The following is a 26,903-nucleotide window of genomic DNA, read 5'->3' as shown; positions in this document are numbered from 1 at the left end:
AGGACGGGACGGGACGTCCTAACGACTGCGGGCCGGCCGCCGCGACGCCTGGAGGAAGTCGCGGTTGAGCTGCCCGATCGTCTCCAGCGGGATCCCCTTCGGACACACCGCCGTGCACTCGCCCGTGTTCGTGCACCCGCCGAATCCAGCCACGTCATGCGCGGCCACCATGTCCAGGACGCGCGTCCGGCGTTCCGGCTGGCCCTGGGGCAGGTGGCCGAGGTGGGTGACCTTCGCGGCGGTGAAGAGCATCGCGGAGCCGTTCGGGCAGGCGGCCACGCACGCGCCGCAGCCGATGCAGGTCGCGGCCTCGAAGGCGGCGTCCGCGTCCGCCTTGGGCACGGGGATCGCGTGGGCGTCCGGGGCGCTGCCGGTGGGTGCGCTGACGTAGCCGCCGGCCTGGATCACGCGGTCCAGCGCGCCGCGGTCCACGACCAGATCCTTCACGACCGGAAACGCCCTGGCCCGCCACGGCTCCACGTCGATCGTGTCGCCGTCGCGGAAGTGTCGCATGTGGAGCTGGCAGGTGGTGGTCGCCTTCTCCGGGCCGTGCGCCACGCCGTTGATGACCAGGCCGCACGCGCCGCAGATGCCCTCGCGGCAGTCGTGGTCGAACGCGACCGGCTCGGCGCCCTCCACCGTCAGCCGCTCGTTGAGCATGTCGAGCACCTCGAGGAACGACATGTCGGGCGAGACGTCCTCCACCCGGTACGCCACCATGCGCCCCTTGGCGTCGGGACCGCTCTGCCGCCAGATGCGCAGGGTCAGGTTCACTTGTAGCTCCGCTGGCTGGGTGTCACGTACTCGAACTCCAGGGCCTCCCGGTGGAGCACCGGCGCGCCGCCGGTCCATTCCCACGCCGCCACGTACGCGAAGCGCTCGTCGTCGCGCAGCGCCTCGCCGTCCGGGTCTGGCTCTCCGCCCGGAAGTGGCCGCCACACGACTCGGTGCGGTGCAGCGCGTCCACGCACATCAGCTCGGCCAGCTCGAAGAAGTCGGCCACGCGACCGGCCCGTTCGAGGGCCTGGTTGAGGCCGTCGCCGTCGCCGGGCACCCGTACCCGCGTCCAGAACTCCGACCGCAGCGCGCGGATCTCCTCGATGGCCTTGCGGAGGCCGGCGTCGGTGCGTTCCATGCCGCAGTGGTCCCACATGATGCGGCCCAGCTCGCGGTGGAAGGAGTCGACGGTGCGGTCACCGTTGACGGCCAGGAGCCGGGCGAGCCGGTCGTTCACCGCCGTCACCGCGGACGAGGCCTCGGCCCGAGAGACCGGCGGGAACGGGCCGTCCGCCAGGTAGTCGTTGATGGTGTTGGGCAGGACGAAGTACCCGTCGGCGAGCCCTTGCATGAGGGCGGAGGCGCCGAGGCGGTTCGCGCCGTGGTCGGAGAAGTTGGCCTCGCCGATCACGAACAGGCCGGGGATCGTCGCGCGCAGGTCGTAGTCGACCCACAGGCCGCCCATCGTGTAGTGCACCGCCGGGTAGATGCGCATCGGTACCTCGTAGGGGTCCTCGCCGGTGATGCGCTGGTACATCTCGAACAGGTTCCCGTAGCGCTCCTCGACCGCCGGCCGTCCCAGCCGCGCGATGGCGTCCGCGAAGTCGAGGTGGACACCGAGCCCTCCAGGCCCCACCCGCGGCCGTCGTCGCAGACGTTCTTGGCGGCGCGGGAGGCGATGTCGCGGGGGACGAGGTTGCCGAACGCGGGGTACATGCGCTCCAGGTAGTAGTCCCGCTCGGCCTCGGGGATGTCGCCGGGCGCGCGGCCGTCGCCGGCCCGCAGCGGCACCCACACGCGGCCGTCGTTGCGCAGCGACTCGCTCATCAGCGTCAGCTTCGACTGGTGCGGGCCGGACTGCGGAATGCACGTCGGGTGGATCTGCGTGAAGCAGGGGTTGGCGAACAGCGCGCCCCGCCGGTGCGCCCGCCACGTGGCGGTGACGTTGCAGCCCTTGGCGTTCGTGGAGAGGAAGAAGACGTTGCCGTACCCGCCGGTGGCGAGCACCACCGCGTCCGCGAGGTCGGTGGTCACCTCGCCGGTGACCAGGTCGCGCACGACGATGCCGCGGGCCCGCCCGTCCACCACGACGAGGTCGAGCATCTCGTGCCGGGTGAACGCGGCGACCGTGCCGGCCGCGACTTGCCGTTCGAGCGCCTGGTACGCCCCGAGCAGCAGCTGCTGCCCCGTCTGCCCCCGCGCGTAGAAGGTGCGCGACACCTGCGCGCCGCCGAAGGAGCGGTTGTCGAGCAGCCCGCCGTACTCCCGCGTGAACGGCACGCCCTGCGCCACGCACTGGTCGATGATCTCGACAGAGACCTGGGCGAGACGGTGCACATTGGACTCCCGGGAGCGGAAGTCGCCGCCCTTGACCGTGTCGTAGAAGAGGCGGTGTACCGAGTCGCCGTCGTTGCGGTAGTTCTTGGCCGCGTTGATGCCGCCCTGCGCGGCGATCGAGTGGGCGCGGCGCGGGCTGTCCTGGTAGCAGTACGACCGCACCCGGTACCCCGCCTCGCCCAGCGTCGCGGCGGCCGACGCGCCCGCGAGCCCGGTGCCCACGACGATGATCGTCAGGCGGCGGCGGTTGGCCGGGTTGACCAGCCGCGCCTCGAAGCGCCGCCGGTCCCACCGCTCCTCGATCGGCCCGCTCGGCACGCGCGTGTCCTTGATCGGCGCACCCTCAGTGAACAGCATCAACCCACCAGCCCGAGGTGAACAGCATCAAGCCACCAACCCGAGGTGAACAGCATCGACCCACCAACCCGATGTAAACGCATCAACTCACCAGCCCCAGCGAGACGGCGAAGGGCACCGACAGGAAGCCGGCGCACAGGCCGACCGAGGCCACCAGTGCCACCAGCCGCGCGCGCCGCTCACCCGCCGCGGTGCGCTGGCCCAGCGTGCGCATCGCGCTGAACACGCCGTGCCGCAGGTGGAGACCCACCGACAGCACCGCGAGCGTGTAGAAGAGCGTGACGTACCACCGCTGCGGCGCGAAGTCCGCGACCACGTTCCCGTACGGGTGCGCGCGGTCGCCGACCGGGTTCAGGTGGCCGGTGGTCAGGTCCAGCACGTGGTACACGGCGAAGAGCAGGATGATCACGCCACCCCACCGCATCGTGCGGGCGGCGTAGCTGCCCTGCACCGGGCGGCGGTGCGCGTACCGCACCGGCTGCGCCGCACGGGCCCGGAGAGCGAGCGTGGTCGCCGCCCACACGTGGGCGGCCAGCGCCGCGGTGAGCACGGTCCGCTGGATCCACAGGTACCCCGAGTCGGGCAGCAGCGGCGCGCCGATCGTGCGCAGCCAGTGCGCGTAGTGGTCGAACGACTCGGCCCCCACGAACACCTTGAGGTTGCCGATCATGTGCGCCACCAGGAACAGCACCAGCACGATGCCGCTCACCGCCATCAGGGCCTTCTGCCCGACGGAGGTCCGCACCGCACTCACCGTTACCACGGCACCGACGCTAGGTGCGGCCGGATCATTCGTCCAATGAATCATTACGGTACCGGCGATAGCTGTAGGCTATGGCGGTGCAGCTCCAGCAGCTCAGGTACTTCCTCGCCGTCGCCGATGAGCGCCACTTCACACGCGCGGCGGCCGACCTCGGCGTGGCGCAGCCCACGCTGAGCAAGCAGATCCACAGCCTGGAGCGCGACATCGGCGCCCCGCTGCTCGACCGCACCCGCGGCGCCGTCACGCTCACCCCGGCCGGCGCGGCGCTGCTGCCGATCGCGCGGCGCATCCTCGCCGACGTCGAGACCGCGCGCCGCGAGGTGCAGGAGCTCGTCGGGCTGCGCCGCGGGCGGGTGCGGCTCGGTGCCACGCCCAGCCTCTCCACCAGCCTCGTCGCGCGCGTGCTGCCCCGCTTCCGCGCCGCGCACCCGGGCATCGACCTGCACGTCGAGGAGAGCGGCTCGCAGGACCTCGTCCGCCACCTCACCGAGGGCAACCTCGACCTCGCGCTGGTCATCCTGCCGCCGCACGGCATCGACCCGGCCCTGCGGGCCGAGCCGATCCTCCGCGAGGACCTCGTCGTCGCCTCGGCCTCACCCCTTCCGGCGCCCGCGGGCCGCATTCCGATCACGGACCTGCGGGACCGACCTCTGGTGATGTTCCGCCGCGGGTACGACCTGCGCGACGCGACCCTCAACGCCTGCCGCGCCGCGGGGTTCGAGCCGTCGTTCGCGGTCGAGGGCGGCGAGATGGACGCGGTGCTCAGCTTCGTCGCCGCCGGCCTGGGCGTGGCCGTGGTGCCGGCCATGGTGCTCGCCGCCCATCCGCGCCTGCACTCGGCACCGCTCGCGCCGCCCGGCATCCAGCGCACCGTCGCGATCGCCGAGCGCCGCGAATCGACGCCCACCCACGCGGCGGCCGCGCTGCGCCGCGAGATCCTCGCGTTCCTGGGAGACTGAGCCGCGTGGACCATTCCGACGTGCTGCGCTGGGTCGAGTCGTACGAGCGGGCGTGGCGCGCGCCCGGCACCGCCGGCCTCGGCGCCCTCTTCACCGATGACGCGAGCTATCTGCAGGGGCCGTTCGAGCAGCCGGTCGTGGGGCTGCCCGCGGTCGCCGAGATGTGGGAGGCGGAGCGGGAGGGGCCGGACGAGGCGTTCGACATGAGCTGCGACGTGGTGGCCGTCGACGGCGACACCGCGGTGGTGCGGGCCGAGGTGCGGTACGGGCCGCCGCTGGACCAGCTGTGGCGCGACCTGTGGATCCTGCGGTTCGCGTCCGACGGGCGGTGCGCGTGGTTCGAGGAGTGGCCGATCGCTCCGCGCGATTGACGCCTGGCGATCAACCTCGGCCGCTTGGGAGGATATGACCGTCTCCTGGGGAGGTGGTGCACCATGTCCACATCACTGTCCGACACCCCTACCCGCGCCGGCCGCGCCACCGAGGTGGCCACCCCGCGCGAAGACCTCGTCACCGTCCTGCTCGGTGCCTGCCTGATCGGCGGTGCGATGTCCGACGGGTGGGCGCACACCAACATCCTCGACACGATCGAGGGCTTCTTCACGCCGTGGCACGCGCTGCTCTACTTCGGGTTCGCCGCCACCGGGGCGTGGATCTTCTTCCTGGCGTACCGGCGCCGCGCCGCCCACCCCTACTGGTGGCGGGACGCCTGGCCCAGCGGCTACCGTGCCGGTGCCGCCGGTGTCGCGCTCTTCATGGTCGCCGGCCTCGCCGACATGGTGTGGCACGAGACGATCGGCGTCGAGGTGGGGCTCAACGCCGCGTTCAGCCCCAGCCACATGCTGCTGGACGTCGGCGCGCTGCTGATGCTGAGCAGCCCGCTGCGCTCCTGGTGGGCCGGGGGTGCCGGCGGTGGCCTGCGCGCAGGTACCGGCGTGGCCTCGCTCGCGCTGACCGCGATGGGCGCCACCATCCTGCTGAGCCACTCGATCATCTTCTCGATGGCCCGCCCCACGCTGCCGTACGAGGCGATGGACGGCGCCAGCAACGAGCGGCTCGAGCACGTGCTCGCCGTGCAGGGCGTCGACGCGTACCTGGTGACGACGCTGCTCATCGGGATACCGCTGCTGATGGCGCACCGCCGGCGGGCGACGCCCGGCGCGGCGGCCGCGCTGGTCGGCGGCGTGGCGCTCTTCGTCCTGGTCATGCGGGAGTTTCCGGCGGTGCTGGTCGCGGGGGCGCTCGGCGCGCTGGTGGGGGCGGCCGTCGCCGACATCGTGCTGGAGCGGCTCGACGCCGTGCGCGGCGCCGACGCCCCGCTGCGCCTGCCGATCGCCGGAGCCCTCCTCGCCGCCGCCGTGTCCGGCGGCAACCTCGTGGGCCTCCACCTCGCCGAGGGCGTCCGGTGGCCGGTCGAGATGTGGACCGGGCTGGTGGTGCTCTGCGCCGTTCTCGGCGCGCTCCTCGGCGGTCTCGTGGCGCGCCCCGCGCCACACGTACACAGCTGATTTTCAGTCGCTTTTCAGTAGCCGGCGTTACCGTCGCTGGATGGACGAGAGCAGGGCTCAGCGGGTCGTCGACGCGCTCCGCGACCGTGGCGTGCCGGCACACCTGGAGCGGGCGGGAGTCGCGCAGTACGGGGTTCGGGTCGCGCTGCGCGACGGCCGCCAGGCGATGTGGGACACCGACGGCACCGCCGGCCTGGAGGCCCAGGTCATGCGGGACGGCGTGCTGGTCGGTTTCGTGCCGCACATCGAGGGTTCGGAAAACTTCGACGAGCACCAGGTCGTCGACGCGATCGCGCGCACCGACTACGACCAGCCGATCGCGCGGCAGCGGACCACCGCGCCACCCGCGGCGCCGCCCCTACCCCGCGAGGGTGGCCTGTTTCGCCGATTCAGGCAAGGCTTTCGAGAGTAACCCGGGCAGTTATGCTCCGCATTTCCGCCAATGGTGGGAAAGGGCCGCATGAAGGCGGTCTTCTATGGCGGCTGATTTCATTTCCCGGGGTCATCCCTACCGGGGAATGTGACCTTGTCAATGTCTTGATATCGTCCTGTGATCGTTGGATCGCGGAGGGCGAATAGGCTTTGACGACAAGGACGCCGGCAGTTGGGGCAGCGGCACGCATGCTGTTGCTCGCCGCCGCTGCCGTCGTGGCGTACCTTCTGCTGTCCCTCTTCGACGACCCCGCCCACGCCGACGAGGGCCTCGACCTCGGCCTCGGCCCGGCCACCACCGCCACGCCCGCCCTGCCCCCGGTCGGCGACCTGCTCGGCCTCACCGGCGGCCGCGACGCGCCGCCACCCGCCACGGCACCGCCCACAGCCGACCGCGGCGGCCCGCTCGACGCCGGCCCGCCAGCCCGAGGCGGCAAGGTCCCCGGCGTCCACACCGGACCCCCTCGTCCGGGCCGGGAGGCACGGATCGCGACCACGACCGCGCGCCGCCCGCCGCGGCGGGGAGGACGCCCCGCGGAGCGGGAGACCTGGGCACCCGCGTCGGTCGGGGTGGACCCGTCAGCGGCGCTCCGCCCATCACGAGCGCTCCCCACACAGCCGAGCCAGCAGGCGCCGCGACCCCGCCCTCGACGGGCCAGGTCGGTGTCCCCGACGCCACTCGCCCGGCGGCGACGCGCCCGGTGCCGGCCGGCCTCGTGGGCGGCGCGCCGGCCACCGCGCCGCGGCCGGCACTCGATCCGGGCACCCTCACCGGCGTAACACGGCCCACGACCGGCCCGAACACCCTCAGCCAGACCGTGGATGCAGTCGCTGGCCCGGGCGGCCTGAGCGAAACCGTGGATATGGTGGCGGGCCGGAGCGGCGCCAGCCAAACCGTGGATGCGGTAACTGGCCCGAGCGGCCCGAGCCCAACGGTGGGCGCGGTGGCTGGCCTGAGCGAGACCGTCGGCGCGGTGGCCGGCCCAAGCAGCCCCAGCCAAACCGTGGAGGCCTTGGTAGGGCTAGGCGGCACCAGGCAGACCGTCGACGCCGTGGGCGGGCTCGTTGGCCAGGCCCTCAGCGGCGCGGCAGGGACCGTGATCGGTGCGGACGGGCTCATAGGCGGGACGGCCGACACCCTCACGCGGCCACTCGGCGTAGACCTTGAGACGACTGTCGTCCAGCCGGTCGTGCGCGTGGTCGAGGTGGCTGCGGCGACCGTCGTCGAGCCGGTCGTGCGTGTGGTCGAGGTGGCTGCGGCGGCCGTCGTCGAGCCGGTCGTGCGGGTGGTCGAGGTGGCTGCCACGACCGTCCTCGATCCGGTCGTGCGGGTGGTCGAGGGGACCACCGCGACCGTCGCCCCCATCCTCGACCAGGTCCTGCCGCCCGCACCCGCTCCGGGCGACGGCGCACCGCCCGTGCCGGCCGCCCCCGACGTGCCGCAGACCGAACAACCGCCGGCGACCCAGCCGCCGTCCGATCAGCCGCAGGCCGGCCAACCGCCATCCGACCAGCCTCAGACCGGCACGTCCGGCCCCGGAACGGCCCCGACCGCGGCCGCCGCGAGCGGGCCGACCGCCGCCCTCCAGACCGGTACCGAGCGATGGGCCGCGGCGATGATCGGGCCGCGGGTCGGCGCGAACAGCAGCATCACCAAACCGCCCCAGCAGCCCTTCGCCGCCGTCCGTGCGCGCACCGAGCCGGTCGTGCCCGGTCCGGGTCTCGGCGGCGGGTGCGTGCCCGGCGGGTGCGCGCACACCAGCGACGCCATCAGCGCCGGCGGGCAGCCGCTCGTGCTCCCCGCCGTGCTCACCGTGCGGCCGGACGTTCGCGGGGGCCTCGTCGCGCCACCCGCGGGCCTGCCGTTCGCCGGCCGCCTTCCCGGGGTCGCACCGCTCCCCGGCTGACCGCGCACGGGGGCTGGCGGGATCCGACCGACGGGACGCGGCGACAAGGCGCCCAGGGAAGGTCACGATCCGCGAGCGAGGCGTGCCGCCTGAGGCGCCCGGGAGCGCTCCGCAAGCGGAGGCGTGCCACCCGAGGCGAACAAGGCGCCCCGGGAGCTGGTCACGGTCCGCGAGCGAAGCGTGACGTCCAAGGGCGAACAAGGCGCCCGTGGCCGGTCACAGTCCGTGAGCGAAACGTGACGCCAAAGGCGAACAAGAGCGCCCTGGGCGCACCCAAAGCGCGCCGCTCACCACCCGCCTGAACCCCCGCCCCACCTGCCCGTCTTACGGCAGGCGTCCTCCCGCGATCTAGGCCGGCCGCGGCCGGGTGATCTTTGTGCGCCCTAGATCGTGCGAGATGAATGCGCGACTCGGTGTTGCGGTGTGTGGGTCGGCAGCGATGACCCATAGAGCGACGCGATAACAAACCTGCGGTCCACAAAGGACCGGCATAGAGCTGTGGGGCACCAGAGATCGGAGAACACCCTCGTGATCCGCATCATGGTCGTCGAGGAGATTGGGCTGCTGCGAAGCGCCCTGCGCACCGTGCTGTCGAGTGAACATGACCTGGAGGTGGTGGCCGAGATCGGAGAGCAGAGGTCGATCCTGCCCGTCGCGGCGCGGGAGCGGCCCGACGTGGTCGTGGTGGACGTGGACCTCACCGCCGCGGACACCCGTGGCGTGCTGACGCGGCTGCGCGAGCAGCTGCCGCACGTGGCCCTGCTGGCCCTCAGCGGGCGCTGGACCGCCGACTCGCTGCGGCGGGCCCTCGCCGCGGGCACGCTGGGCTTCGCCGGCACGGATGTGACGCCGGCGCAGCTCGTGCGGATCGTGCGGTCCGTCGCGGGCGGTAACCGCGTCATCGACCCGGCGGTGGCCGCGGCGGTCCTCAACCCGCCGCCGAACCCGCTGACCACCCGCGAGCGGGAGATCCTCAGCGCGGCCGCCGAGGGCCTCCCGCCCAAGGAGATCGCCAACCGCCTCTACCTGGCGCACGGCACGGTGCGTAACCGGATGTCGGCGATCCTGCGCAAGACCGGCGCCCGCAACCGCTTGGAGGCGATTCGCCGCGCGCAGGAGAGGGGGTGGTTGTGACGGCCCGCGATCCTGCGCGAGACCGGCGCCCGCACCCGTCTGGAGGCCAGCAGGAGAGGGAGAGGCCAGCAGAGGAGGGAGCCAGCAGGAGACTGGAGGCCAGCAGGAGAGGGAGGCAGCCCGCGATCCTGCGCAGGACCAGCGCCCGAGGCGATCCGCCGCGCGCGGGAGACAGGAGACGGGGTGGCTATGACAGCCCGGCGAGTCCGGCGGCCACCGACTCGGACAGGGGCGTCGTGGGGCGTCCGATCAGGCGGCCGAGGTCGCCCGTCTCCACGAGCAGCCTGCCCTCCTTCAGCGACACGTCCGACGCGGCCAGCAGCTGCGCGTACCCGTCCGGCAGGCCGGCCGCGACCAGCGCACCCGCGTACTCCGCCGGCGGCAGGTCGCGGTACACGACCTGCCGGCCGCTCTGCCGCGACACCTCGGCGGCCAGCTCGGCCAGGGTGAACGGCTGGTCCCCGCCCAGCTCGTACACCGTGTTGGCGTGCCCGTCGCCGGCCAGGACGGCGGCCGCCGCGGCCGCGAAGTCGGCGCGCGGCGCGGCGGAGACCTTGCCGTCGCCGGCCGAGCCCAGAATCGCGCCGTGCTGGAGGGCGGTGGCGAGGTTGGCGGTGTAGTTCTCCACGTACCAGCAGTTGCGCAGGAACGTGAACGGCACCCCGCTGGCGCGGATGACCTCCTCGGTCGCCTTGTGCTCGGGCGCGATCGGCAGGTCGGTGGTGTCCGCGTACGGCGCGCTCGTGTACGCGACCAGCGACACGCCCGCCGCCACCGCCGCGTTCACCGCGTTGGTGTGCTGGGGGACGCGGATGCCGACCTCGCTGGCCGAGATCAGCAGCAGCCGGTCCACCCCGGCGAACGCCCCGGCGAGCGTGTCGGGCCGGTCGTAGTCGGCCTCGCGCACCCGTACGCCCAGCGCGGCCAGGTCGGCGATCTTCTCGGGGCTGCGCGCGCCCGCGACGATGTCGGCGGCCGGGACGCCCCGGTCGAGGAGGGCGTGGACGGTGAGGCGGCCCAGGTGGCCACTGGCGGCGGTGACGGCGACGGTCATGGGAAGGCTCCACTAACTTCTAGAAAGCACTAACCAGAGGAGAGTACCCCACCATCGGGTAGCCTGGTCGGCATGCCAGAGGAGGCCATGGAGGATCTCGTCGCCGACGTGTTCGCGCGCGCCTGCACCTCCCGCCTCGTGCTGGAGGCGGTCGGCGGAAAGTGGGGCACCCTCGCCCTCGCCGCGCTCGCCGAGGGCACGTACCGGTTCAACGCGCTGCGCCGCCGGGTCGACGGCATCAGCGAGAAGATGCTCAGCCAGACGCTCCAGACCCTGGAGCGCGACGGCCTGGTGCGGCGGGACGTGGTGGCCACGATCCCGCCCCGCGTGGAGTACTCGCTGACCGAGCTCGGCACCCGCGTCTCGGCCAAGCTGATCGAGCTGATCGAGCTGGTCGAGGGCGAGATGCCCGCGGTGCGCAAGGCCCAGGCGGAGTACGACGCCCGCTAACGCCCCTCGACCAGCGCCGCCACCCCGTCCAGCATCCGCGCCAGGCCGAACTCGAACGCGCGGGCCGGGTCGAGCGGCGCCGCGTACTCCTCGCCGGCCGCCGCGCCCACCCGCGTCGCCACCGGGAAGCGCTCCGGGTCGTAGACCTGCTCCAGCAGCGGCGACAGCTCGGCCCACCACTCGTCGTCGGTCTTGCCGCTCTCCTTCGGCACGGAGACTGCGGCCAGCGCGCTGCGCACCGCGCCGTGCACGTAGTCGCCGACCATCGTCACGACCAGGTCCATCTCGATGTCGGTGAGGCCGACGCCGTCGACGGCGCGCAGCTCGTAGTCGTACCGCGCGATCAGGTTCGGCCCCAGCACGGGCCGGTTGGTCGCGACGTGCAGCAGCCACGGGTGGCGCATGTAGAGCGCCCACGTCTCGCGGGCCACCAGCTCCAGGCGGGCCCGCCACCCGCCCGGCACGTCGTCGGGCTTGGCGGTCTCGGCGCAGACCCGGTCGAGCATGAGGTCGAGCAGCTCCGCCTTGCCCGGCACGTACGTGTACAGCGACATCGCCGTCACACCCAGCCGCTCGGCGACCCGCCGCATGGAGAGCGCGGCCAGCCCTTCGGTGTCGGCGATCTCGGTCGCCGCCTCGACGATCTGCGCGGCGGTCAGGCGGGGCTTGGGGCCGCGGCGGGTGCGTTCGGGGGCGCCCCACAGCAGCTCCATGATCCGCTTCGGGTCACTTCCGCCGGTGTACTCGGTGGTCACTCTGTACAGCGTAGAGCTATACTCCCGGAGCATCTATTCTGTACGGCGTAGAGAATTTGGTGGGTGATCATGGCTCCTGAGCTGGCGGTCCAGGTGGAGGGACTGCGCAAGCGTTACGGGGACAAGGCGGCGCTGGACGGTTTCGACCTCGACGTGCGGGCCGGCACGGTGCACGGCCTGCTCGGCCCCAACGGGGCGGGCAAGACCACCGCCGTGCGCGTGCTCGCCACGCTGCTGCGGGCGGACGGGGGACGGGCGCTCGTCGCCGGGTACGACGTGGCGCGCCGCCCCGCCCAGGTGCGCGAGCGCATCGGGCTGGTCGGGCAGCACGCGGCGGTCGACGAGGTGCTCGGCGGCCGGGCCAACCTGGTGATGTTCGGCCGCCTCTTCCACCTCGGCAAGGCGGAGGCCGCCCGCCGCGCCGACCACCTCCTCGAACGGTTCGGCCTCGCCGACGCGGCCGCCAAGCCGGTCAAGCAGTACTCCGGTGGCATGCGCCGCCGCCTCGACCTCGCGGCCAGCCTCATCCTGCGCCCCGCGGTGCTCTTCCTCGACGAGCCGACCACCGGCCTCGACCCGCGCGGGCGCAACGAGGTGTGGGCGGCGGTGCGGGCGCTTGTCGCGGACGGCACGACGGTGCTGCTCACGACGCAGTACCTGGACGAGGCCGACCAGCTCGCCGGCCAGATCTCGGTGCTGGACCGGGGGCGGGTTGTCGCCAGCGGTACCCCCGATGAGCTGAAGTCCCGGATCGGGGGTGACCGGATCGACGTGGTCGTGCGCGCGGACGCCGATCTGGCCCCCGCGGCGGCGGTGCTCAAGGAGATCGCGCACGCCGAGCCGGAGCTCGACCCGGACAGCCGGCGGGTCTCCGCGCCGGTGCGGGACCGGGTGGCCGCGCTCACCGAGGCGGTGCGGGCGCTCGACGCCCGCGGCATCGCGGTGGAGGACATCGCGCTGCGCCGCCCCACGCTCGACGAGGTGTTCCTGCGGATGACGGAGGTGGCGGCGTGACGAGGCTGCGGTGGGCCCTCGCGGACGGGTGGACGATCACGCTGCGCGACCTCAAGCACTGGGTCGCCCAGCCGTGGCAGATCGTCTTCGGGCTGCTGTTCTCGGTGATGCTGGTGGTGACGTTCGGGTACCTCTTCGGCGGCGCGATCGAGGTGCCCGGCGGCGGCGACTACCGGGAGTTCCTGATGCCCGGCATGTTCGCGCTGACGATGCTGTTCGGGCTCGAGGCCACGTACACGGCGGTCACCACCGACGCCAACCGCGGCGTGACCGACCGCTTCCGCGCGATGCCGATGGCCGGCTCCGCGGTCGTGGTGGGCCGCGCGAGCGCCGACATGCTCAACTCGGTGCTCACGCTCGCCGCCCTCGTCGTGTGCGGCCTCGCGGTCGGCTGGACATGGCACGAGGGGATCGGGCGGGCGGCGGCCGGGTTCGGGCTGTTGCTGCTGCTGCGGTTCGCGCTGCTGTGGCTGGGCATCTTCCTCGCGCTCGTGCTGCGCAGCGCGGAAGCCCTGATGGCGCTGCAGATCCTGGTGTGGCCGCTCGGCTTCCTGTCCAATGTGTACGTCTCACCCGAGACCATGCCCGACTGGCTCGCCGCCATCGCCGCGTGGAACCCGCTCTCCGCGACGGTCGGCGCCGCCCGCGAGCTGTTCGGCAACCCGGGCTGGGGCGGCGACTCGTGGCCGGCGCAGCACGCCGTGCTGATGGCGTTGGTGTGGCCGGCCGCGCTGATCGCGGTCTTCTTCCCCCTGTCGGTCCGCGCCTACCGCCGGCTGAGCCGGTAGCCGGGACGGGGCAGGATCGGGGCGTGTACATCCTCGCCCTCATGGCGACGGTCGGGGTCGCGGCGCTGCTGCCGGCGCGCGGCCCCGCCGCCACCGTGGCGTCGGTGGCAACGGCCGTCGCGATCGGCGGGCTCTTCTTCCTCTACGGCGCGCGCATCGCCCCGCGCGCCGCCTGGGAGGGCGCCCGGCACTGGAGGCTGCACGCGGTGGTGCTGGCCTGCACGTTCGCGCTCTTCCCGCTGCTCGCGCTCGCCGGCTGGTGGCTGGACGGCCCGGTGCTGACGCCCGCGCTCTACGACGGGCTGCTCTACCTCAGCGCGGTGCCGTCCACGGTGCAGACCTCGATCGCGTTCACCGCGCTGGCCGGCGGCAACGTGCCGGCCGCCATCTTCAGCGCCTCCTTCTCCAACCTCGCCGGCGTACTGCTCACCCCGATGCTGGCCGCGGCCCTGCTCGGCGGCGGCGCCATCTTCTCGGCCGCCTCGCTGGGCGGGATCGCCGCGCAGGTGGTCCTCCCGTTCGCCGCCGGCCAGGCCGCCCGCCCGTGGCTCGCCCCCTGGCTGGACCGCCACGCCCGCCTGCTCGGACACGCCGACCGCGGCGCGATCCTGCTCGTCGTCTACACCGCCTTCAGCGCCGGCGTCGTCGCGGGCGTCTGGCACCAGCTCTCGCCTGCCCGCCTCGCCGCGCTGCTCGCCGTACTCACGGTGCTGCTGGCCCTGGTGCTCGCCCTGACCTGGCTGACCGGCCGCCTGCTGGCCTTCGACCGCCCCGACCGCGTCACGATCGTCTTCTGCGGCTCCAAGAAGAGCATGGCCACGGGCCTGCCGATGGCCGCCGTGATGTTCGGCCCCGCGGCCGCCGCGGTGCTGGTGGTGCCCCTGATACTTTTCCACCAGATCCAGTTCGTGGTTTGCGCCATACTCGCCCGCCGCTGGGGTCGGTAGTCTCAGGCCGCATGGGGGAGCTGTTTCACGTCCGCGTGGGGGTGCGCGGCTACGAGCTTGACATCCAGGGCCATCTCAACCAGGCCGTCTACCTGCAGTACGCCGAGCACGCCCGCTGGGAGCACCTGCGCGCCGCCGGCATCACGCCGCAGAAGATGCAGGCCGCGCGGCGCGGGCCGGTGGTCCTTGAGACGACGATCCGGTACCTGTCCGAGCTGCGTGCCGGTGACGAGGTCGACATCAGCTGCGCCTTCGAGTGGGGCGGCGGCAAGACCTTCCGCCTGCGGCAGGAGCTCCGCAAGACCGACGGCACGCTCGCATCCGAGATCACCGCCGTCGGCGGCGTTCTCGACCTCGACGCCCGCCGCCTCGTCGCCGACCCCGCCGCCGAGCTCACCAAGCTCGCCGACCACCCCGAGGTGCTCGACGCCTCCTAGCGGGGGTCCGTACATCAAGCCCTTTTGGAGCGAGATTTGCCCCGGTCCGCGTCACCTGCGGACCGCATGCTCCCGCGGGCACCGCTGCGGCCGGCGGCTCGCCAGGGCTCGCCGACTTCCCCGGCCTCCGCTGCCGGGTCCGCGGGCCGAGCCCTGGACGCCCGCTGTGCCCGCCGCCGTAACGACAACTCAGGGATTTCGCTGCCTCAGAACCTCTCGACTTACGGAGTAGGGATTGCTTTGCCGTGCGACAGCCTGCGGTGTCCTCCCAGCTCACGGTGTCCGTGCCGCAGCCGCCAGCTCCGCCCGTGCTCTGCAGATCTTCGAGGCGGGAGTGCGCGAGGCCGCCCGGGTTCGGCGCCGTCGTCGCGGTGTGTGACTGCCGATCAAGGTGCAGGCGGCGTGAGCGTCGAATCTTGGTGAGTTGGCGCGCCATCTCGACGCCAACTCACCAAGATCTGCCGGAGCGGGCTCCTGGGTTGAGCTGGGCGACCACGCACGGTGATGCGATGACCTCACTCGCGTCGTGCCCGGCGTCATGCGCGAGTGCTCGGCGGTCTACGCAGCGCGCGGTGCCCGAGGCTCGGTGCTGGGGTGGGACGGTGGCCGGCCGGCGGGGGTGAGTCGCGCGCAGTGGATAGGCCTACTGTGCCGGGCGGGGCGTGACGGGCGGTGGAGGTGAGCCCGGGCGAGGTGGCCGGAGGCGGGCGTGGCGCTCAAGCACCTGCGTGCCGAGCCGGCCGAGGTCGAGGCGGGAAAAACACCCGCTGCGGTAGCGGCCCGGCGACCAGGTCCTCGTCGAGAACGGGATCAGCGGCGGACTTCGTGGCCCGGTGCTGGGTGCCCAGTTCGTGGGCCCGTGGCTGGCACACGTGGTCGCCGGCCCCACGGTGTCGGGCGGAGGGTGACCGGCGACAGAGGTGAGGTCGCGCGGCGGGCGAGGCCAGCGGTTTTGGGCGGAGGGTGGCCGGTGACGGGATGAGGCCGAGCGAGGCCCCGCGGCGCCGGTGGACGGTGACCGGCGGCGGGGGCTGAGGTCGCGCGCAGGCGAGGCCAGCGGGTGCGGGGGACGGTGACCGGCGGCGGAGGTGAAGGCGAGCGGGGGCCCAGGCCCCGCGGTTCCAGGCGGGAGGTGGCGGCGGCGCAGCGTGAGCCGCGCGGGGCGGGCGAGGCCCCGCGGCGCCGGGCGGGAGCGGGACCGGCGGCGGAGGGTGAGGCCGCGGGAGCGACGGTCCGGACCACGGCGGGCGTCGCGGTAGCTCGCGATGTGGGTCGGGTTTGGCTTGTGGAAGGCGGCGGCCTACCGCGCGGCGCGGTGCAGGGGCCTCGTGCGGCGGCCGCTGGCGCGGTGGCCCGCCCCGGCGGCCTCGGCGAGGATCCCGGCCAGGTCGTCGAAGCCGTCGCGGACCAGGCCGACCGTCACCCGGATGTGGTCCTCGCCCAGCGGCCGCACCTCGAACGGCGCGCCCGGCGCCGCCCCGATGCCGTGCGCGGCCAGCGTCACCAACGCCACCTGCTGGTCGCGGACCGCGATCCACATGTTGATGCCGTCCGCGGCCGTCGCCTCCACGCCGTGGGCGGTGAGGGCGGACAGCAGCAGGTCGCGGCGGCGGGCGTACTCGCGGCGGGCGGCCGCCACGGCGCGCACCGTGGCCGGGTCGGTGAGCAGGTCCAGCAGCACCGCCTGCAGCACCCGGCTGGACCAGCCGGGGCCGAGCAGGCGGCGGTCGGCCACGGCGGTGACCAGCGCGGCGGGGCCGCCCACGGCCGCGAGGCGCAGGTCGGGGCCGTGGCTCTTGGAGAAGCTGCGCACGTGCGCCACCCGGTCGGGCAGGTGGGCGCCGAGCGACACGGCCGGCGCGGTCGCGATATCGCCCACGTGGTCGTCCTCCACGACGATGATCGAGTCGTGGGCGGCGAGCACGGCGGCGAGGGCGGCGGCGCGGTCCGGGGTCATCGAGACGCCGGTCGGGTTGTGCGCGCGCGGCTGGAGGAAGACCGCGGTGGGGGAGTGCTCCATCGCCGCGGCGAGGGCGGCGGGCTCCATGCCCGCGGCGTCCATCGACACGGGTACCGGCACCGCGCCGACCGACTCCAGCAGGTCGAGCAGCGGCGGGAACGTCGGGTTTTCCACCACCACGTGCGCGCCGAACCGCACCACCGCGCCGACCACCCGGTCGAGGGCGTCGAGGGCGCCGTCGACGACGGTGAGCTGCTGCGGCGGGTACGGCCAGCGCTCGCGCAGCACCACCTCCAGGCGGGGCAGCACCGGATCCTCCAGGTACGACGTGGTCAGCCGCGTGTCGCCGATCCGCCGCAGCGCCGGCGCGAGGTCGGGGAGCAGGTCGTGGTCGGGCACGCCGGTGGAGAAGTCGTGCGGCAGCGTCGACGGGTTGGCGACCAGGCGGGAGAAGCGCATCTTCTGCCGCGGCCGGGTGGGCGTGAGCACGAACGTGCCGGAGCGCCCCCGCGTCTGTATCGCCCCCGCGCTGGCCAGCGACCGCCACGCCTCGCTCACCGTCGTGGGGCTGATGCCGAGCGCCTGCGCGACCGAGCGGACGGTGGGCAGGCGGGTGCCGGCGGGCAGCTCACCGGTGTGCACGAGACGGCTCACCGCGGCGGCGATCCCGCGGGCGGTGCGATCGTTGACCGCACCGGCGATGAGCTGGAGCATGTTACTCCTACGCAATATCCTGTAACAATCTCGCCATTGTCCGCCCGCACCTGTGTCACTAAAGTCCTACGCCATCAGCTGAGAAAAGAACAGAGCCGAGAGGGGACAACCCCATGGCAGACCTTGTCCGCGCCGCGCTCGTCCAGACCACGTGGACCGGCGACAAGGAATCGATGATCAAGGCTCATGAGGAGTACGCGCGCCAGGCGGCCGCCCAGGGCGCGAAGGTGATCTGCTTCCAGGAGCTCTTCTACGGGCCGTACTTCTGCCAGGTCCAGGACAGCCAGTACTACTCGTACGCCGAGTCGATCCCCGGCCCCACCACCGAGCGCTTCCAGGCCCTCGCGGCCGAGCTCGGCATGGTGATGGTCCTGCCGATGTACGAGCAGGAGCAGCCCGGCGTCCTCTACAACACCGCCGCGGTCGTCGACGCCGACGGAAGCTACCTCGGCAAGTACCGCAAGACGCACATCCCGCAGGTCAAGGGCTTCTGGGAGAAGTTCTACTTCCGTCCCGGCAACCTCGGCTACCCCACGTTCGACACCGCCGTGGGGCGCATCGGCGTGTACATCTGCTACGACCGCCACTTCCCGGAGGGCTGGCGCGCGCTGGGCCTCGGCGGCGCCACGATCGTGTTCAACCCGAGCGCGACCCACCGCGGCCTCTCCTCGTACCTGTGGAAGCTGGAGCAGCCGGCCAGCGCGGTCGCCAACGAGTACTTCGTCGGCGCGATCAACCGGGTCGGCGTCGAGCCGCTCGGCGAAAACGACTTCTACGGCACGTCGTACTTTGTGGACCCCGAGGGCAAGTTCGTCGGCGAGACCGGCGACCCGCACGAGGCCGAGCTGATCGTCCGCGACCTCGACCTCGGCCTGCTTGCCGAGGTGCGCGACCGGTGGGCCTTCTACCGCGACCGCCGCCCGGACGCCTACGGTCCGCTGGTCCAGCCGTAAGAGAGGGATGAACCGCATGAGTCTGCTGATCACCGGGGCACCGTGATCGGCCCCACCGGCGCGAGCCCGGCCGACGTGCTCGTCGACGGCGAGACGATCGCCGCGATCTACACGCCCGGCGCCGGACCCGCCGACACCCAGACCCTGGACGCCACCGGCAAGTACGTCATCCCGGGCGGCATCGACGCGCACACCCACATGGAGCTGCCGTTCGGGGGACGTTCGCGTCGGACACGTTCGACACGGGCACCAAGGCGGCCGCGTTCGGCGGCACCACCACGATCATCGACTTCGCGGTGCAGCGCACCGGCGAGGTGGTGCAGGACGGGCTCGCCGCCTGGCACGCCAAGGCCGACGGCAACTGCCACGTCGACTACGCGTTCCACATGATCCTCGGCGGCGTCGACGACGACTCGCTCAAGGCGATGGACCAGCTCGTCGGCGAGGGGATCACGAGCTTCAAGCTTTTCATGGCGTACCCGGGCGTCTTCTACTCCGACGACGGCCAGATCCTGCGCGCCATGCAGAAGGCCCGTGACAACGGCGCGATCATCATGATGCACGCGGAAAACGGCATCGCGATCGACGTGCTCGTGCAGCAGGCCCTCGCCCGCGGCGAGACCGACCCGATCTACCACGGCATCACCCGCCCCGAGGCCCTGGAGGCCGAGGCGACGCACCGGGCGATCATGCTGGCCGAGGTGGCGCAGGACTGCCCGCTCTACATCGTGCACCTGTCCGCCAGCCGCGCCCTCGCCGAGGTGGCCGCCGCCCGCGACGCCGGCCGCAACGTGTTCGCCGAGACCTGCCCGCAGTACCTGTACCTCACGCTGGAGGACCAGCTCGGCGCGCCCGGCTTCGAAGGCGCCAAGTGGGTCTGCTCGACCCCGCTGCGCAGCAAGCACGAGTCGCACCAGAAGGACCTGTGGCAGGGGCTGCGCTCCAACGACCTCGCCGTGGTCTCCACCGACCACTGCCCGTTCTGCTTCAAGGACCAGAAGGAGCTGGGCGTCGGCGACTTCTCCAAGATTCCCAACGGCATCGGCGGCGTCGAGCACCGCGTCGACCTGCTGTACCAGGGCGTGGTCGACGGCAAGCTGTCGCTGCAGCGGTGGGTGGAGACGATCGCCACGACGCCGGCCCGCATGTTCGGCCTCTACCCGCGCAAGGGCGTCATCGCGCCCGGCTCGGACGCCGACATCGTGGTGTACGACCCGAACGGCCGCACCCGGATCAGCGTCGAGACCCACCACATGAACATGGACCACTCGGCGTACGAGGGCTACGAGATCGCCGGGAAGGTCGACACCGTCATCTCCCGCGGGAGATCCTCGTGTCCGAGGGCGCCTACCACGGGCGCGCCGGGCGCGGAAAGTACCTGCCCCGCGGCCTCTCGACATACCTGGTGTGATGACAATGCGAATCGTTCCACATTGGATCCGAGGGGCTCAGGTCGAGGGGACGGGCGACCGCCGCCTCCCGGTCTGGGACCCGGCCACCGGCGAGCAGCAGGCCACGGTCGTGGCGGCCACCGACGCGGAGGTGCGCTCCGCGGTCAAGGCCGCGCTCGACGCGCAGCCGGGGTGGCGGGCCGCCTCGCTGTCCCGCCGCGCCGAGGTCATGTTCCGCTTCCGCGACCTCGTCGACGCCAACCGCAAGGAGATCGCCACGCTGCTGTCCGCGGAGCACGGCAAGACCGTCGCGGACGCGTCCGGCGAGGTGGCCCGCGGCCTGGAAAACGCCGAGTTCGCGGCCGGCGCGCCGCACCTGCTCAAGGGTGGGTACAGCGAGCAGGCCGCCACCGGCGTCGACGTGTACTCGATCAGGCAGCCGCTGGGCGTGGTCGCCGGCATCACGCCGTTCAACTTCCCGGCCATGGTGCCGATGTGGATGTTCTGCAACGCGCTGGTCGCCGGCAACACGTTCGTGCTCAAGCCGAGCGAAAAGGACCCGTCCGTCTCACTGCTGCTGGCCGACCTGCTGCACCGGGCCGGGCTGCCGGACGGCGCGTTCAACGTGGTGCAGGGCGACCGCAGCGCCGTCGACGCGCTGATCGCCGACCCGGACGTGCAGGCGCTCTCGTTCGTCGGCTCGACGCCGGTGGCGCGGGCCATCTACGAGGCCGGCACCCGGGCGGGCAAGCGCGTGCAGGCGCTCGGCGGTGCCAAGAACCACATGGTGGTGCTCCCCGACGCGGACGTCGACGCGGCGGCCGACGCGGCGGTCTCGGCCGGCTACGGCTCGGCGGGGGAGCGGTGCATGGCCGTCTCCGTCGTGGTCGCGGTCGGTGCGGCCGGCGACGCGCTCGTGCCGGCCATCGCCTCCCGCCTGGGCAAGATCCGGGTGGGGCCGGCCAGCGACCCGGACTCGGAGATGGGCCCGCTGATCACCCGGGAGCACCGCGACCGCGTGGCCGGCTACCTGTCGATGGGCGAGGTCGTCGTCGACGGACGCGAGGACCCGGCGACCGGCGGGCCCGGCTTCTTCCTCGGCGCGTCCCTTGTGGACAACGTGTCGACCGACTCGCCGCTCTACACCGACGAGATCTTCGGGCCGGTGCTGTCGGTGGTGCGGGTCGGCACGTACGAGGAGGCGCTCAAGCTGGTGAACGAAAACCAGTACGGCAACGGCACCGCCATCTTCACCCGTGACGGCGGGGCGGCCCGCCGCTTCCAGTACGACGCGGTGTGCGGCATGGTCGGCGTCAACGTGCCGATCCCGGTGCCGGTGGCGTACTACAGCTTCGGGGGCTGGAAGGCGTCCCTCTTCGGCGACCTGCACATGTACGGTCCGGAAGGCTTGCAGTTCTACACCCGTACCAAGGTGGTCACATCGCGGTGGCCCGACCCCGCAACATCCGAAGTGGACCTGGGCTTCCCGAAAGTGCGGTGACATAGCGTATGGACATCGGCGTCGTCTTCCAGTGCGACCCTCCCGCGTCCACTGTGGTCGACCTGTCGGTCAAGGCCGAGGCCGCCGGCTTCAGTCACGTGTGGACGTTCGACTCCCACCTGCTGTGGCAGGAGCCGTTCGTCATCTACTCGCAGATCCTCGCCAGGACGTCCAAGGTGGTCGTCGGGCCGATGGTGACCAACCCGGGCACCCGCGACTGGACCGTGACGGCGTCGCTGTTCGCCACGCTCAACGAGATGTACGGCGACCGCACCATCTGCGGCATCGGCCGCGGTGACTCGGCGCTGCGCACGCTCGGGTACCCGCCCACCACGCTCAAGGAGCTGGGCGAGTGCGTGCACGTGATCCGCGAGCTGGCCGCCGGGCGGGCCGTGCATTACCGGGGCAACGAGGTGCGCCTGCCGTGGGTCAAGCCCGGCGCCGAGCTCGAGGTGTGGGTCGCCGCGTACGGGCCGAAGGCGCTCGCGCTGACCGGCGAGGTCGGCGACGGGTACATCCTGCAGCTCGCCGACCCGGACATCGCCGCCTGGATGATCAAGACGGTGCGGGCGGCGGCGGAGAAGGCGGGGCGTGACCCGGCGGCCATCAAGTTCTGCGTGGCCGCACCCGCGTACGTCGGCGACGACCTGGCGCACCAGCGCGAGCAGACCCGGTGGTTCGGCGGCATGGTGGGCAACCACGTGGCCGACATCGTCGCTCGCTACGGCGCCACCGGCGCGGTGCCGCAGGCGCTGACCGACTACATCGAGGGCCGCCGCGGCTACGACTACTCCCAGCACGGAAAGGCCGGCAACACCCACACCGAGTTCGTCCCGGACGACATCGTCGACCGGTTCTGCGTACTGGGTCCGGTGGAGTCCCACCTGGACAAGCTGCGCGCACTGCGGGACCTGGGCGTCGACCAGTTCGCGGTGTACCTGCAGCACGACGACAAGGAGCAGACCCTCGCCGCGTACGGCGAGAAGATCATTCCCGCGCTCGTGGCATGAGAGGGCTCCGCGCCGTCGCGACAGGTGTCGCGGCGATCCTCGCGGCGGTCCTGCTGTGGGAGGCGTACAAGGCGGTCGGTGCCGACGACGGCGCCTCGCTCTTCGGGGTGCGGGTGCTGCCGCGCGCCGACGACGCCGCGATGCCGCACGTGTGGGACGTGGTGCGCCGCTTCGGCGAGCCGGAGCTGACCGGCGGCGACCCCATCGCCCTGGTGGTGCTCAGGTCGTGCCTGTTCACGCTGCGCAGCGTCGCGGTGGGGTTCGGCGTCGGGGCGGCCGTCGGGCTGGTGCTGGCCGTCGCCATGCAGCGCTTCCGGGTGGTGGAGCGCGGCCTGCTGCCGTACGTGATCCTGTCGCAGACCGTGCCACTCATCGCGCTGGCGCCGGCCATCGCCGGGTGGGGCGGGAAGCTGTCGCTCGGCTCGTACCCGTGGCAGCCCTGGATGTCGGTCGCCACGATCGCGGCCTACCTGGCCTTCTTCCCGGTGGCGGTCGGCATGCTGCGCGGCCTGCAGTCGCCGCCGAAGGTGGCCGAGGAGCTGATGCACAGCTACGCGGCCGGGTGGTGGCACACGCTGCTCAAGCTGCGGCTGCCGGCCTCGACCCCCTACCTGTTCCCCGCGTTGCGGCTCGCGGGGGCCGCAGCCGTCGTCGGGGCCGTGGTCGGAGAGATCTCCACGGGTACCCGCGGCGGTATCGGCCGCCTCGTCATCGAGTACTCCCGGGAGGCGACCGCCGACCCGGCGAAGGTCTACACCGCGATGGTCGGCGCGGCGCTGCTCGGCCTGTTCGTCGCGGCGCTGGTGGGCGCCGCCGAGTTCGCACTCAACCGACGGAGGGCAACATGACGGCCGCTGTGGAGCTGACCGGCGTCGGGAAGGTCTTCAACCCCGGCCGGCCGGACCAGGTCGCCGCGCTCACCGGCGTCGACCTGACCGTTGAGAGTGGACAGTTCGTGTCGCTGATCGGGCCGTCCGGCTGCGGCAAGTCCACGCTGCTGCGCCTCGTCGCCGACCTCGTGCCGCCGACCGGGGGCACCGTGACCGTCGCCGGAAAGCCGGCCCGCAAGGCGCGGCTGGACCAGGAGTACGGCATCGCCTTCCAGCAGGCCGGCCTCTTCGACTGGCGCACCGTGCAGCGCAACGTCGAGCTGCCGCTGGAGCTGCGCGGAGCGTCCCGCACCGAGCGGCGCGAGCGGGCCCGGGAGATGCTCGACCTCGTCGGGCTCGGCGACTTCGCCAAGCACTACCCGCCGCAGCTGTCCGGCGGCATGCAGCAGCGGGTGGCGATCGCGCGGGCGCTCGCGGTGCACCCGCCGCTGCTGCTGATGGACGAGCCGTTCGGCGCGCTCGACGAGATGACCCGCGAACGCCTGCAGGACGAGCTGCTGCGGATCTGCGCCCGCACCGGCACCAGCACGATCTTCGTCACCCACTCGATCCCCGAGGCCGTGTACCTGTCCGACCGGGTCGTCGTCATGTCGCCGCGGCCGGGCCGGATCACCGACGTCATCGAGATCGACCTCGGCGAGCGCACCGAGGCGACCCGCCAGTCAGCCGGCTTCTTCGCCGGCATCACCAAGGTGCGTCGCGCTCTCCGGGCGCCCTCGGAGGTGCCGGCATGAGGTCGCGGGGCTCGGCCTGCTGCCGCCGGTCCTCGTCGGTGTCGGCGGGCTCGCGCTGTGGGAGGTGGTCGTCAAGGCCGGGCGGGTGGCGCCGTTCATCCTGCCGGCGCCGTCGGTGATCTGGGAGCAGTTCTGGCTCAGCCGCGAGGTGATCTGGAAGACCGGCCTCGCCAGCGGCGCCAACGCGCTCGTCGGCCTGGTCGCCGGCGCGGTGCTGGGCATCCTCGCGGCGATGGCGGCCAGCCGCTTCCGGTTCTTCGGCGAGGCGTCGATCCCGGTGGCCGCGGCCCTCAACGCGCTGCCGATCATCGCGCTCGCGCCGATCCTCAACAACATGTTCGACTCGACCAGCAGCATCCCCCGCCGCGTGGTGGTGGCGATCGTGGTCTTCTTCCCCGTGTTCGTCAACACCCTGCGCGGGCTGCGCCAGGTCGACCCCACCCACCGGGAGCTGATGGACAGCTACGCCGCCGGCGGCTGGACGTTCACCCGGCTGGTGCGGCTGCCCGGCGCGCTCCCGTTCGTGTTCACCGGTCTTCGCCAGGCGTCCTCCCTGGCGGTGATCGCGGCGGTGGTCGCGGAGTACTTCGGCGGTCTGCAGGACGGCCTCGGCTCCCGCATCACCTCGGCGGCCTCGAACACCGCGTACCCGCGCGCCTGGGCCTTCGTGGTCGGCGCGTGCGTGCTCGGTCTCGTCTTCTACGCCGCCGCGCTCGGACTGGAGTGGCTCGCCACGCCGTGGCGCCGCTCCGGATAACTACCCCCTTGGAGGATGCGATGAGAAAGATGATTGGCGGGGCGCTCGCGGGCGTCCTCGCGCTTGCCGCGTGCGGCACGGCGGACGAGCCGGAGACCCCGAGCGGGGGCAGCGGCGGCACCACCGCGGTGAAGCTGCAGCTGCAGTGGTTCGTGCAGGCCCAGTTCGCCGGGTACATCGCCGCGGTGGACAAGGGCTTCTACCGCGAGCAGGGCCTGGACGTGCAGATCCTGGAGGGCGGCGTCGACATCGTGCCGCAGACCGTCCTCGCGCAGGGCCAGGCCGACTTCGCGGTCGCGTGGGTGCCCAAGGCGCTCGCCTCGCGCGAGCAGGGTGCCGGGATCACCGAGATCGCCCAGGTGTTCCAGCGTTCCGGCACGTACCAGGTGTCGTTCGCGGACAGCGGCATCAAGGCGCCCGCGGACCTGAAGGGCAAGAAGGTCGGCAACTGGGGCTTCGGCAACGAGTTCGAGCTCTTCGCCGCGATGACCAAGGCCGGGCTCGACCCGGGCAAGGACGTCACGCTGGTGCAGCAGCAGTTCGACATGCAGGCGCTGCTGCGGCGGGACATCGACGCGGCGCAGGCGATGAGCTACAACGAGTACGCGCAGCTGCTGGAGGCGAAGAACCCGAAGACCGGCGCGCTGTACCAGCCGTCCGACTTCACGGTCCTCAACTGGAACGACGTCGGCACCGCCATGCTCCAGGACGCGGTGTGGGCCAACAGCGAGAAGCTCGGTGACGCCGCCTTCCAGGACACGGCGGTCAAGTTCCTGACCGGGTCGCTCAAGGGCTGGGCGTACTGCCGGGACAACGCGCAGGAGTGCCGCGACCTGGTGGTCAAGCGCGGCTCCAAGCTCGGCGCCAGCCACCAGCTGTGGCAGATGAACGAGGTCAACAAGCTCGTCTGGCCCTCGCCGAACGGGGTCGGCATGCTCGACGAGGCCGAGTGGCGGAAGACGGTCGACCTCGCGCTCACCACCAAGAACCAGGACGGGCAGACGGTCATCACCAAGCAGCCGGAGGATACGGCGTACACGAACGAGTACGTCCAGAAGGCGCTCGACGCGCTCAAGGGCGCGGGCGTGGACGTCAACGGCACCTCGTTCCAGCCGACGACGGTGGAGCTGAAGGAGGGCGGCGCGTAAGGCACGCCACGGAAATTCCCGGTGATCCCTACTAGACCGATGGGGTTTATGGGGTAGGGTATGTGCCATGACGTTGTTCTCGGACTTGCTCGCCGCGGCGCGGCGGTGGGCGTCTGACCCCGGCTCATGGCCGATCCAGCCCCAGTACGACACCGCCGAGCGGTGGTACGCGAGGCTCGCCGAGACGCCCGAGCACGAGGTCTGGCTGCTGACCTGGCTGCCCGGGCAGGAGACCGACTGGCACGACCACGGCGGTTCGGCCGGGGCGTTCACGGTGGTCTCCGGCGCCCTCGTGGAGCGGACGGTGAGCGGCGGGCGGGTGCGGCACACGGACCTGCCCGCCGGCTCCGGCCGCCGCTTCGGCGCCCACCACGTGCACAGCGTGGCCAACCGCGGCGCGGTACCGGCGATCAGCATCCACGTGTACGCGCCGGCGCTTCGCTCGATGACCCGGTACCGCCTGCTGGACGGCAAGCTGCGGGTGGCCGAGGTGGAGCGGGCGGGGGTCTCGTGGTGAGGACGACACTGGCCTGTCCGGGGCACATCGGCGCGCCCGCGGGCTCGCGCGGCATCGACGAGATCCTGGCCGAGGCGCGGTCCCGGCTGCGCCGGCTGGAGCCGGAGGAGGCCCACCTCGCGTACCGGCGCGGCGCCCACCTCGTCGACATCCGCCCGGCCGCCCAGCGCGCCGCCAACGGCGAGATTCCCGGCGCGCTGATCGTCGAGCGCAACGTCCTCGAGTGGCGCTTCGACCCGCGCAGCGACGCGCGGCTGCCGATCGCCGGCCGGTACGACCTGCCGGTGATCGTCTTCTGCCAGGAGGGCTACACCTCCTCCCTCGCGGCCGCCGCCCTCCAGGACCTGGGGCTGCACCGCGCCACCGACGTGGCGGGCGGCTTCGCCGCCTGGCGCCTGGCCGGGCTGCCCGCCTTCGGCCCGGCGGACGTCTACGCCTACCTGCAGTCAGTCGCGCCGGGTGACCCCCGGTTACGGCCGGCCACCTGAG

Annotated in this window: 26 protein-coding genes and 2 pseudogenes; 22 read left to right on the top strand and 6 right to left on the bottom strand. The window is 72.5% G+C overall.

The window, feature by feature from the left end; genetic code table 11:
- Positions 1 to 18: 18 nt before the first annotated feature.
- The 3 genes and pseudogenes from Phou_RS41955 to Phou_RS41945 all read right to left on the bottom strand — a co-directional run bounded on the left by Phou_RS41955 (position 19) and on the right by Phou_RS41945 (position 3,499).
- Positions 19 to 774: a succinate dehydrogenase/fumarate reductase iron-sulfur subunit gene (locus tag Phou_RS41955; protein WP_173068523.1), complete on the bottom strand. Its 756-nt coding sequence runs from the start codon at positions 772 to 774 to the stop codon at positions 19 to 21.
- A pseudogene (locus Phou_RS41950) lies at positions 771 to 2,694 on the bottom strand (fumarate reductase/succinate dehydrogenase flavoprotein subunit). The gene Phou_RS41955 and the pseudogene Phou_RS41950 overlap by 4 nt, the downstream one beginning before the upstream one ends.
- 79 nt (positions 2,695 to 2,773) lie before the next feature.
- Entirely contained in the window at positions 2,774 to 3,499 is a 726-nt protein-coding gene (locus Phou_RS41945; protein ID WP_173068520.1) for a succinate dehydrogenase cytochrome b subunit, read from the bottom strand.
- A 26-nt stretch (positions 3,500 to 3,525) separates the two neighbouring features.
- On the opposite strand from Phou_RS41945, the gene Phou_RS41940 reads away from it, so the two are divergent.
- The 7 genes from Phou_RS41940 to Phou_RS41910 all read left to right on the top strand — a co-directional run bounded on the left by Phou_RS41940 (position 3,526) and on the right by Phou_RS41910 (position 9,394).
- Positions 3,526 to 4,413, top strand: a complete 888-nt coding sequence (locus tag Phou_RS41940) for a LysR family transcriptional regulator (protein WP_173068517.1) — start codon at positions 3,526 to 3,528, stop codon at positions 4,411 to 4,413.
- A 5-nt stretch (positions 4,414 to 4,418) separates the two neighbouring features.
- Positions 4,419 to 4,784, top strand: a complete 366-nt coding sequence (locus Phou_RS41935) for a YybH family protein (RefSeq protein ID WP_246274366.1) — start codon at positions 4,419 to 4,421, stop codon at positions 4,782 to 4,784.
- Positions 4,785 to 4,847: 63 nt separating this feature from the next.
- Positions 4,848 to 5,921, top strand: a complete 1,074-nt coding sequence (locus Phou_RS41930; protein WP_173068516.1) for a hypothetical protein — start codon at positions 4,848 to 4,850, stop codon at positions 5,919 to 5,921.
- Between the two features lie 40 nt (positions 5,922 to 5,961).
- On the top strand, positions 5,962 to 6,333 hold the full coding sequence (locus Phou_RS41925; protein ID WP_173068514.1) for a hypothetical protein: 372 nt from the start codon (positions 5,962 to 5,964) through the stop codon (positions 6,331 to 6,333).
- Positions 6,334 to 6,542: 209 nt separating this feature from the next.
- Positions 6,543 to 7,133 (top strand): hypothetical protein, encoded by a 591-nt coding sequence (locus tag Phou_RS41920; RefSeq protein ID WP_173068512.1) that lies wholly within the window; start codon positions 6,543 to 6,545, stop codon positions 7,131 to 7,133.
- 272 nt (positions 7,134 to 7,405) lie between these two features.
- Positions 7,406 to 8,260 carry a hypothetical protein gene (locus tag Phou_RS41915; protein WP_173068510.1) on the top strand — a complete coding sequence of 285 codons (855 nt, stop codon included), beginning with the start codon at positions 7,406 to 7,408 and terminating at the stop codon, positions 8,258 to 8,260.
- Positions 8,261 to 8,788: 528 nt separating this feature from the next.
- On the top strand, positions 8,789 to 9,394 hold the full coding sequence (locus Phou_RS41910) for a response regulator transcription factor (protein ID WP_246274364.1): 606 nt from the start codon (positions 8,789 to 8,791) through the stop codon (positions 9,392 to 9,394).
- 187 nt (positions 9,395 to 9,581) lie between these two features.
- On the opposite strand, the gene Phou_RS41905 is transcribed toward Phou_RS41910, so the two are convergent.
- Positions 9,582 to 10,448 (bottom strand): SDR family oxidoreductase, encoded by an 867-nt coding sequence (locus Phou_RS41905; RefSeq protein ID WP_173068508.1) that lies wholly within the window; start codon positions 10,446 to 10,448, stop codon positions 9,582 to 9,584.
- A gap of 72 nt (positions 10,449 to 10,520) precedes the next feature.
- Between Phou_RS41905 and Phou_RS41900 the strand changes: the two genes are divergently transcribed.
- On the top strand, positions 10,521 to 10,898 hold the full coding sequence (locus tag Phou_RS41900) for a winged helix-turn-helix transcriptional regulator (protein WP_173068506.1): 378 nt from the start codon (positions 10,521 to 10,523) through the stop codon (positions 10,896 to 10,898).
- Here Phou_RS41900 and Phou_RS41895 read toward each other — a convergent pair.
- Positions 10,895 to 11,653: a TetR/AcrR family transcriptional regulator gene (locus Phou_RS41895; protein WP_246274362.1), complete on the bottom strand. Its 759-nt coding sequence runs from the start codon at positions 11,651 to 11,653 to the stop codon at positions 10,895 to 10,897. The two genes, Phou_RS41900 and Phou_RS41895, sit on opposite strands and share 4 nt — an antisense overlap.
- 69 nt (positions 11,654 to 11,722) lie before the next feature.
- On the opposite strand from Phou_RS41895, the gene Phou_RS41890 reads away from it, so the two are divergent.
- The 4 genes from Phou_RS41890 to Phou_RS41875 are packed head-to-tail and all read left to right on the top strand — an operon-like array spanning position 11,723 to position 14,839.
- Positions 11,723 to 12,667, top strand: coding sequence for an ATP-binding cassette domain-containing protein (locus Phou_RS41890; protein WP_218579513.1), 945 nt, complete (start codon positions 11,723 to 11,725; stop codon positions 12,665 to 12,667).
- A 5-nt stretch (positions 12,668 to 12,672) separates the two neighbouring features.
- Positions 12,673 to 13,455: an ABC transporter permease gene (locus tag Phou_RS41885; protein WP_218579557.1), complete on the top strand. Its 783-nt coding sequence runs from the start codon at positions 12,673 to 12,675 to the stop codon at positions 13,453 to 13,455.
- Between the two features lie 23 nt (positions 13,456 to 13,478).
- Positions 13,479 to 14,402 carry a bile acid:sodium symporter family protein gene (locus tag Phou_RS41880; protein ID WP_246274360.1) on the top strand — a complete coding sequence of 308 codons (924 nt, stop codon included), beginning with the start codon at positions 13,479 to 13,481 and terminating at the stop codon, positions 14,400 to 14,402.
- 11 nt (positions 14,403 to 14,413) lie between these two features.
- A complete protein-coding gene (locus Phou_RS41875) occupies positions 14,414 to 14,839 on the top strand; it encodes an acyl-CoA thioesterase (protein ID WP_173068500.1) in 426 nt (141 codons plus the stop codon).
- Positions 14,840 to 16,139: 1,300 nt separating this feature from the next.
- Here Phou_RS41875 and Phou_RS41870 read toward each other — a convergent pair.
- The gene (locus Phou_RS41870) at positions 16,140 to 17,513 is read right to left on the bottom strand and encodes an aminotransferase-like domain-containing protein (protein WP_173068498.1); all 1,374 of its coding nucleotides are present in this window, start codon (positions 17,511 to 17,513) and stop codon (positions 16,140 to 16,142) included.
- 113 nt (positions 17,514 to 17,626) lie between these two features.
- Here Phou_RS41870 and Phou_RS41865 point away from each other — a divergent pair, with 113 nt between their 5' ends.
- From Phou_RS41865 to Phou_RS41820, 10 genes and pseudogenes are all read left to right on the top strand, one after another.
- Positions 17,627 to 18,466 (top strand): nitrilase-related carbon-nitrogen hydrolase, encoded by an 840-nt coding sequence (locus tag Phou_RS41865; protein WP_173068496.1) that lies wholly within the window; start codon positions 17,627 to 17,629, stop codon positions 18,464 to 18,466.
- Between the two features lie 266 nt (positions 18,467 to 18,732).
- Positions 18,733 to 19,737, top strand: a pseudogene (hydA, locus tag Phou_RS41860) (dihydropyrimidinase); the annotation flags it as partial.
- Positions 19,738 to 19,882: 145 nt separating this feature from the next.
- On the top strand, positions 19,883 to 21,358 hold the full coding sequence (locus Phou_RS41855; protein WP_173069134.1) for a CoA-acylating methylmalonate-semialdehyde dehydrogenase: 1,476 nt from the start codon (positions 19,883 to 19,885) through the stop codon (positions 21,356 to 21,358).
- An 8-nt stretch (positions 21,359 to 21,366) separates the two neighbouring features.
- Positions 21,367 to 22,368 (top strand): TIGR03842 family LLM class F420-dependent oxidoreductase, encoded by a 1,002-nt coding sequence (locus Phou_RS41850; RefSeq protein ID WP_173068494.1) that lies wholly within the window; start codon positions 21,367 to 21,369, stop codon positions 22,366 to 22,368.
- Positions 22,365 to 23,216, top strand: a complete 852-nt coding sequence (locus Phou_RS41845; protein ID WP_173068492.1) for an ABC transporter permease — start codon at positions 22,365 to 22,367, stop codon at positions 23,214 to 23,216. The genes Phou_RS41850 and Phou_RS41845 overlap by 4 nt, the downstream gene beginning before the upstream one ends.
- Positions 23,213 to 23,992 (top strand): ABC transporter ATP-binding protein, encoded by a 780-nt coding sequence (locus Phou_RS41840; RefSeq protein ID WP_173068490.1) that lies wholly within the window; start codon positions 23,213 to 23,215, stop codon positions 23,990 to 23,992. The genes Phou_RS41845 and Phou_RS41840 overlap by 4 nt, the downstream gene beginning before the upstream one ends.
- 64 nt (positions 23,993 to 24,056) lie before the next feature.
- Positions 24,057 to 24,749: an ABC transporter permease gene (locus Phou_RS41835; RefSeq protein WP_246274358.1), complete on the top strand. Its 693-nt coding sequence runs from the start codon at positions 24,057 to 24,059 to the stop codon at positions 24,747 to 24,749.
- Between the two features lie 20 nt (positions 24,750 to 24,769).
- Positions 24,770 to 25,897 (top strand): ABC transporter substrate-binding protein, encoded by a 1,128-nt coding sequence (locus Phou_RS41830; RefSeq protein WP_173068488.1) that lies wholly within the window; start codon positions 24,770 to 24,772, stop codon positions 25,895 to 25,897.
- Positions 25,898 to 25,964: 67 nt separating this feature from the next.
- Positions 25,965 to 26,414 carry a cysteine dioxygenase gene (locus Phou_RS41825; protein ID WP_173068486.1) on the top strand — a complete coding sequence of 150 codons (450 nt, stop codon included), beginning with the start codon at positions 25,965 to 25,967 and terminating at the stop codon, positions 26,412 to 26,414.
- A 26-nt stretch (positions 26,415 to 26,440) separates the two neighbouring features.
- Positions 26,441 to 26,902 (top strand): rhodanese-like domain-containing protein, encoded by a 462-nt coding sequence (locus tag Phou_RS41820; protein ID WP_371872265.1) that lies wholly within the window; start codon positions 26,441 to 26,443, stop codon positions 26,900 to 26,902.
- Position 26,903 lies beyond the last annotated feature (1 nt).

Source organism: Phytohabitans houttuyneae (assembly GCF_011764425.1).
Classification (GTDB): domain Bacteria; phylum Actinomycetota; class Actinomycetes; order Mycobacteriales; family Micromonosporaceae; genus Phytohabitans; species Phytohabitans houttuyneae.
Note: the sequence above shows the minus strand (reverse complement) of the source record. Positions and strands in the feature narration are given on the sequence as shown.

Coding starts and splice junctions, on each gene's coding strand:
- Phou_RS41855 (WP_173069134.1), top strand. CDS start 19,883: ATGCGAATCGTTCCACATTGGATCCGAGGGGCTCAGGTCGAGGGGACG.
- Phou_RS41925 (WP_173068514.1), top strand. CDS start 5,962: ATGGACGAGAGCAGGGCTCAGCGGGTCGTCGACGCGCTCCGCGACCGT.
- Phou_RS41830 (WP_173068488.1), top strand. CDS start 24,770: ATGAGAAAGATGATTGGCGGGGCGCTCGCGGGCGTCCTCGCGCTTGCC.
- Phou_RS41870 (WP_173068498.1), bottom strand. CDS start 17,513: ATGCTCCAGCTCATCGCCGGTGCGGTCAACGATCGCACCGCCCGCGGG.
- Phou_RS41840 (WP_173068490.1), top strand. CDS start 23,213: ATGACGGCCGCTGTGGAGCTGACCGGCGTCGGGAAGGTCTTCAACCCC.
- Phou_RS41930 (WP_173068516.1), top strand. CDS start 4,848: ATGTCCACATCACTGTCCGACACCCCTACCCGCGCCGGCCGCGCCACC.
- Phou_RS41865 (WP_173068496.1), top strand. CDS start 17,627: ATGGCAGACCTTGTCCGCGCCGCGCTCGTCCAGACCACGTGGACCGGC.
- Phou_RS41900 (WP_173068506.1), top strand. CDS start 10,521: ATGCCAGAGGAGGCCATGGAGGATCTCGTCGCCGACGTGTTCGCGCGC.
- Phou_RS41940 (WP_173068517.1), top strand. CDS start 3,526: ATGGCGGTGCAGCTCCAGCAGCTCAGGTACTTCCTCGCCGTCGCCGAT.
- Phou_RS41850 (WP_173068494.1), top strand. CDS start 21,367: ATGGACATCGGCGTCGTCTTCCAGTGCGACCCTCCCGCGTCCACTGTG.
- Phou_RS41890 (WP_218579513.1), top strand. CDS start 11,723: ATGGCTCCTGAGCTGGCGGTCCAGGTGGAGGGACTGCGCAAGCGTTAC.
- Phou_RS41920 (WP_173068512.1), top strand. CDS start 6,543: ATGCTGTTGCTCGCCGCCGCTGCCGTCGTGGCGTACCTTCTGCTGTCC.
- Phou_RS41845 (WP_173068492.1), top strand. CDS start 22,365: ATGAGAGGGCTCCGCGCCGTCGCGACAGGTGTCGCGGCGATCCTCGCG.
- Phou_RS41945 (WP_173068520.1), bottom strand. CDS start 3,499: ATGATTCATTGGACGAATGATCCGGCCGCACCTAGCGTCGGTGCCGTG.
- Phou_RS41825 (WP_173068486.1), top strand. CDS start 25,965: ATGACGTTGTTCTCGGACTTGCTCGCCGCGGCGCGGCGGTGGGCGTCT.
- Phou_RS41905 (WP_173068508.1), bottom strand. CDS start 10,448: ATGACCGTCGCCGTCACCGCCGCCAGTGGCCACCTGGGCCGCCTCACC.
- Phou_RS41875 (WP_173068500.1), top strand. CDS start 14,414: ATGGGGGAGCTGTTTCACGTCCGCGTGGGGGTGCGCGGCTACGAGCTT.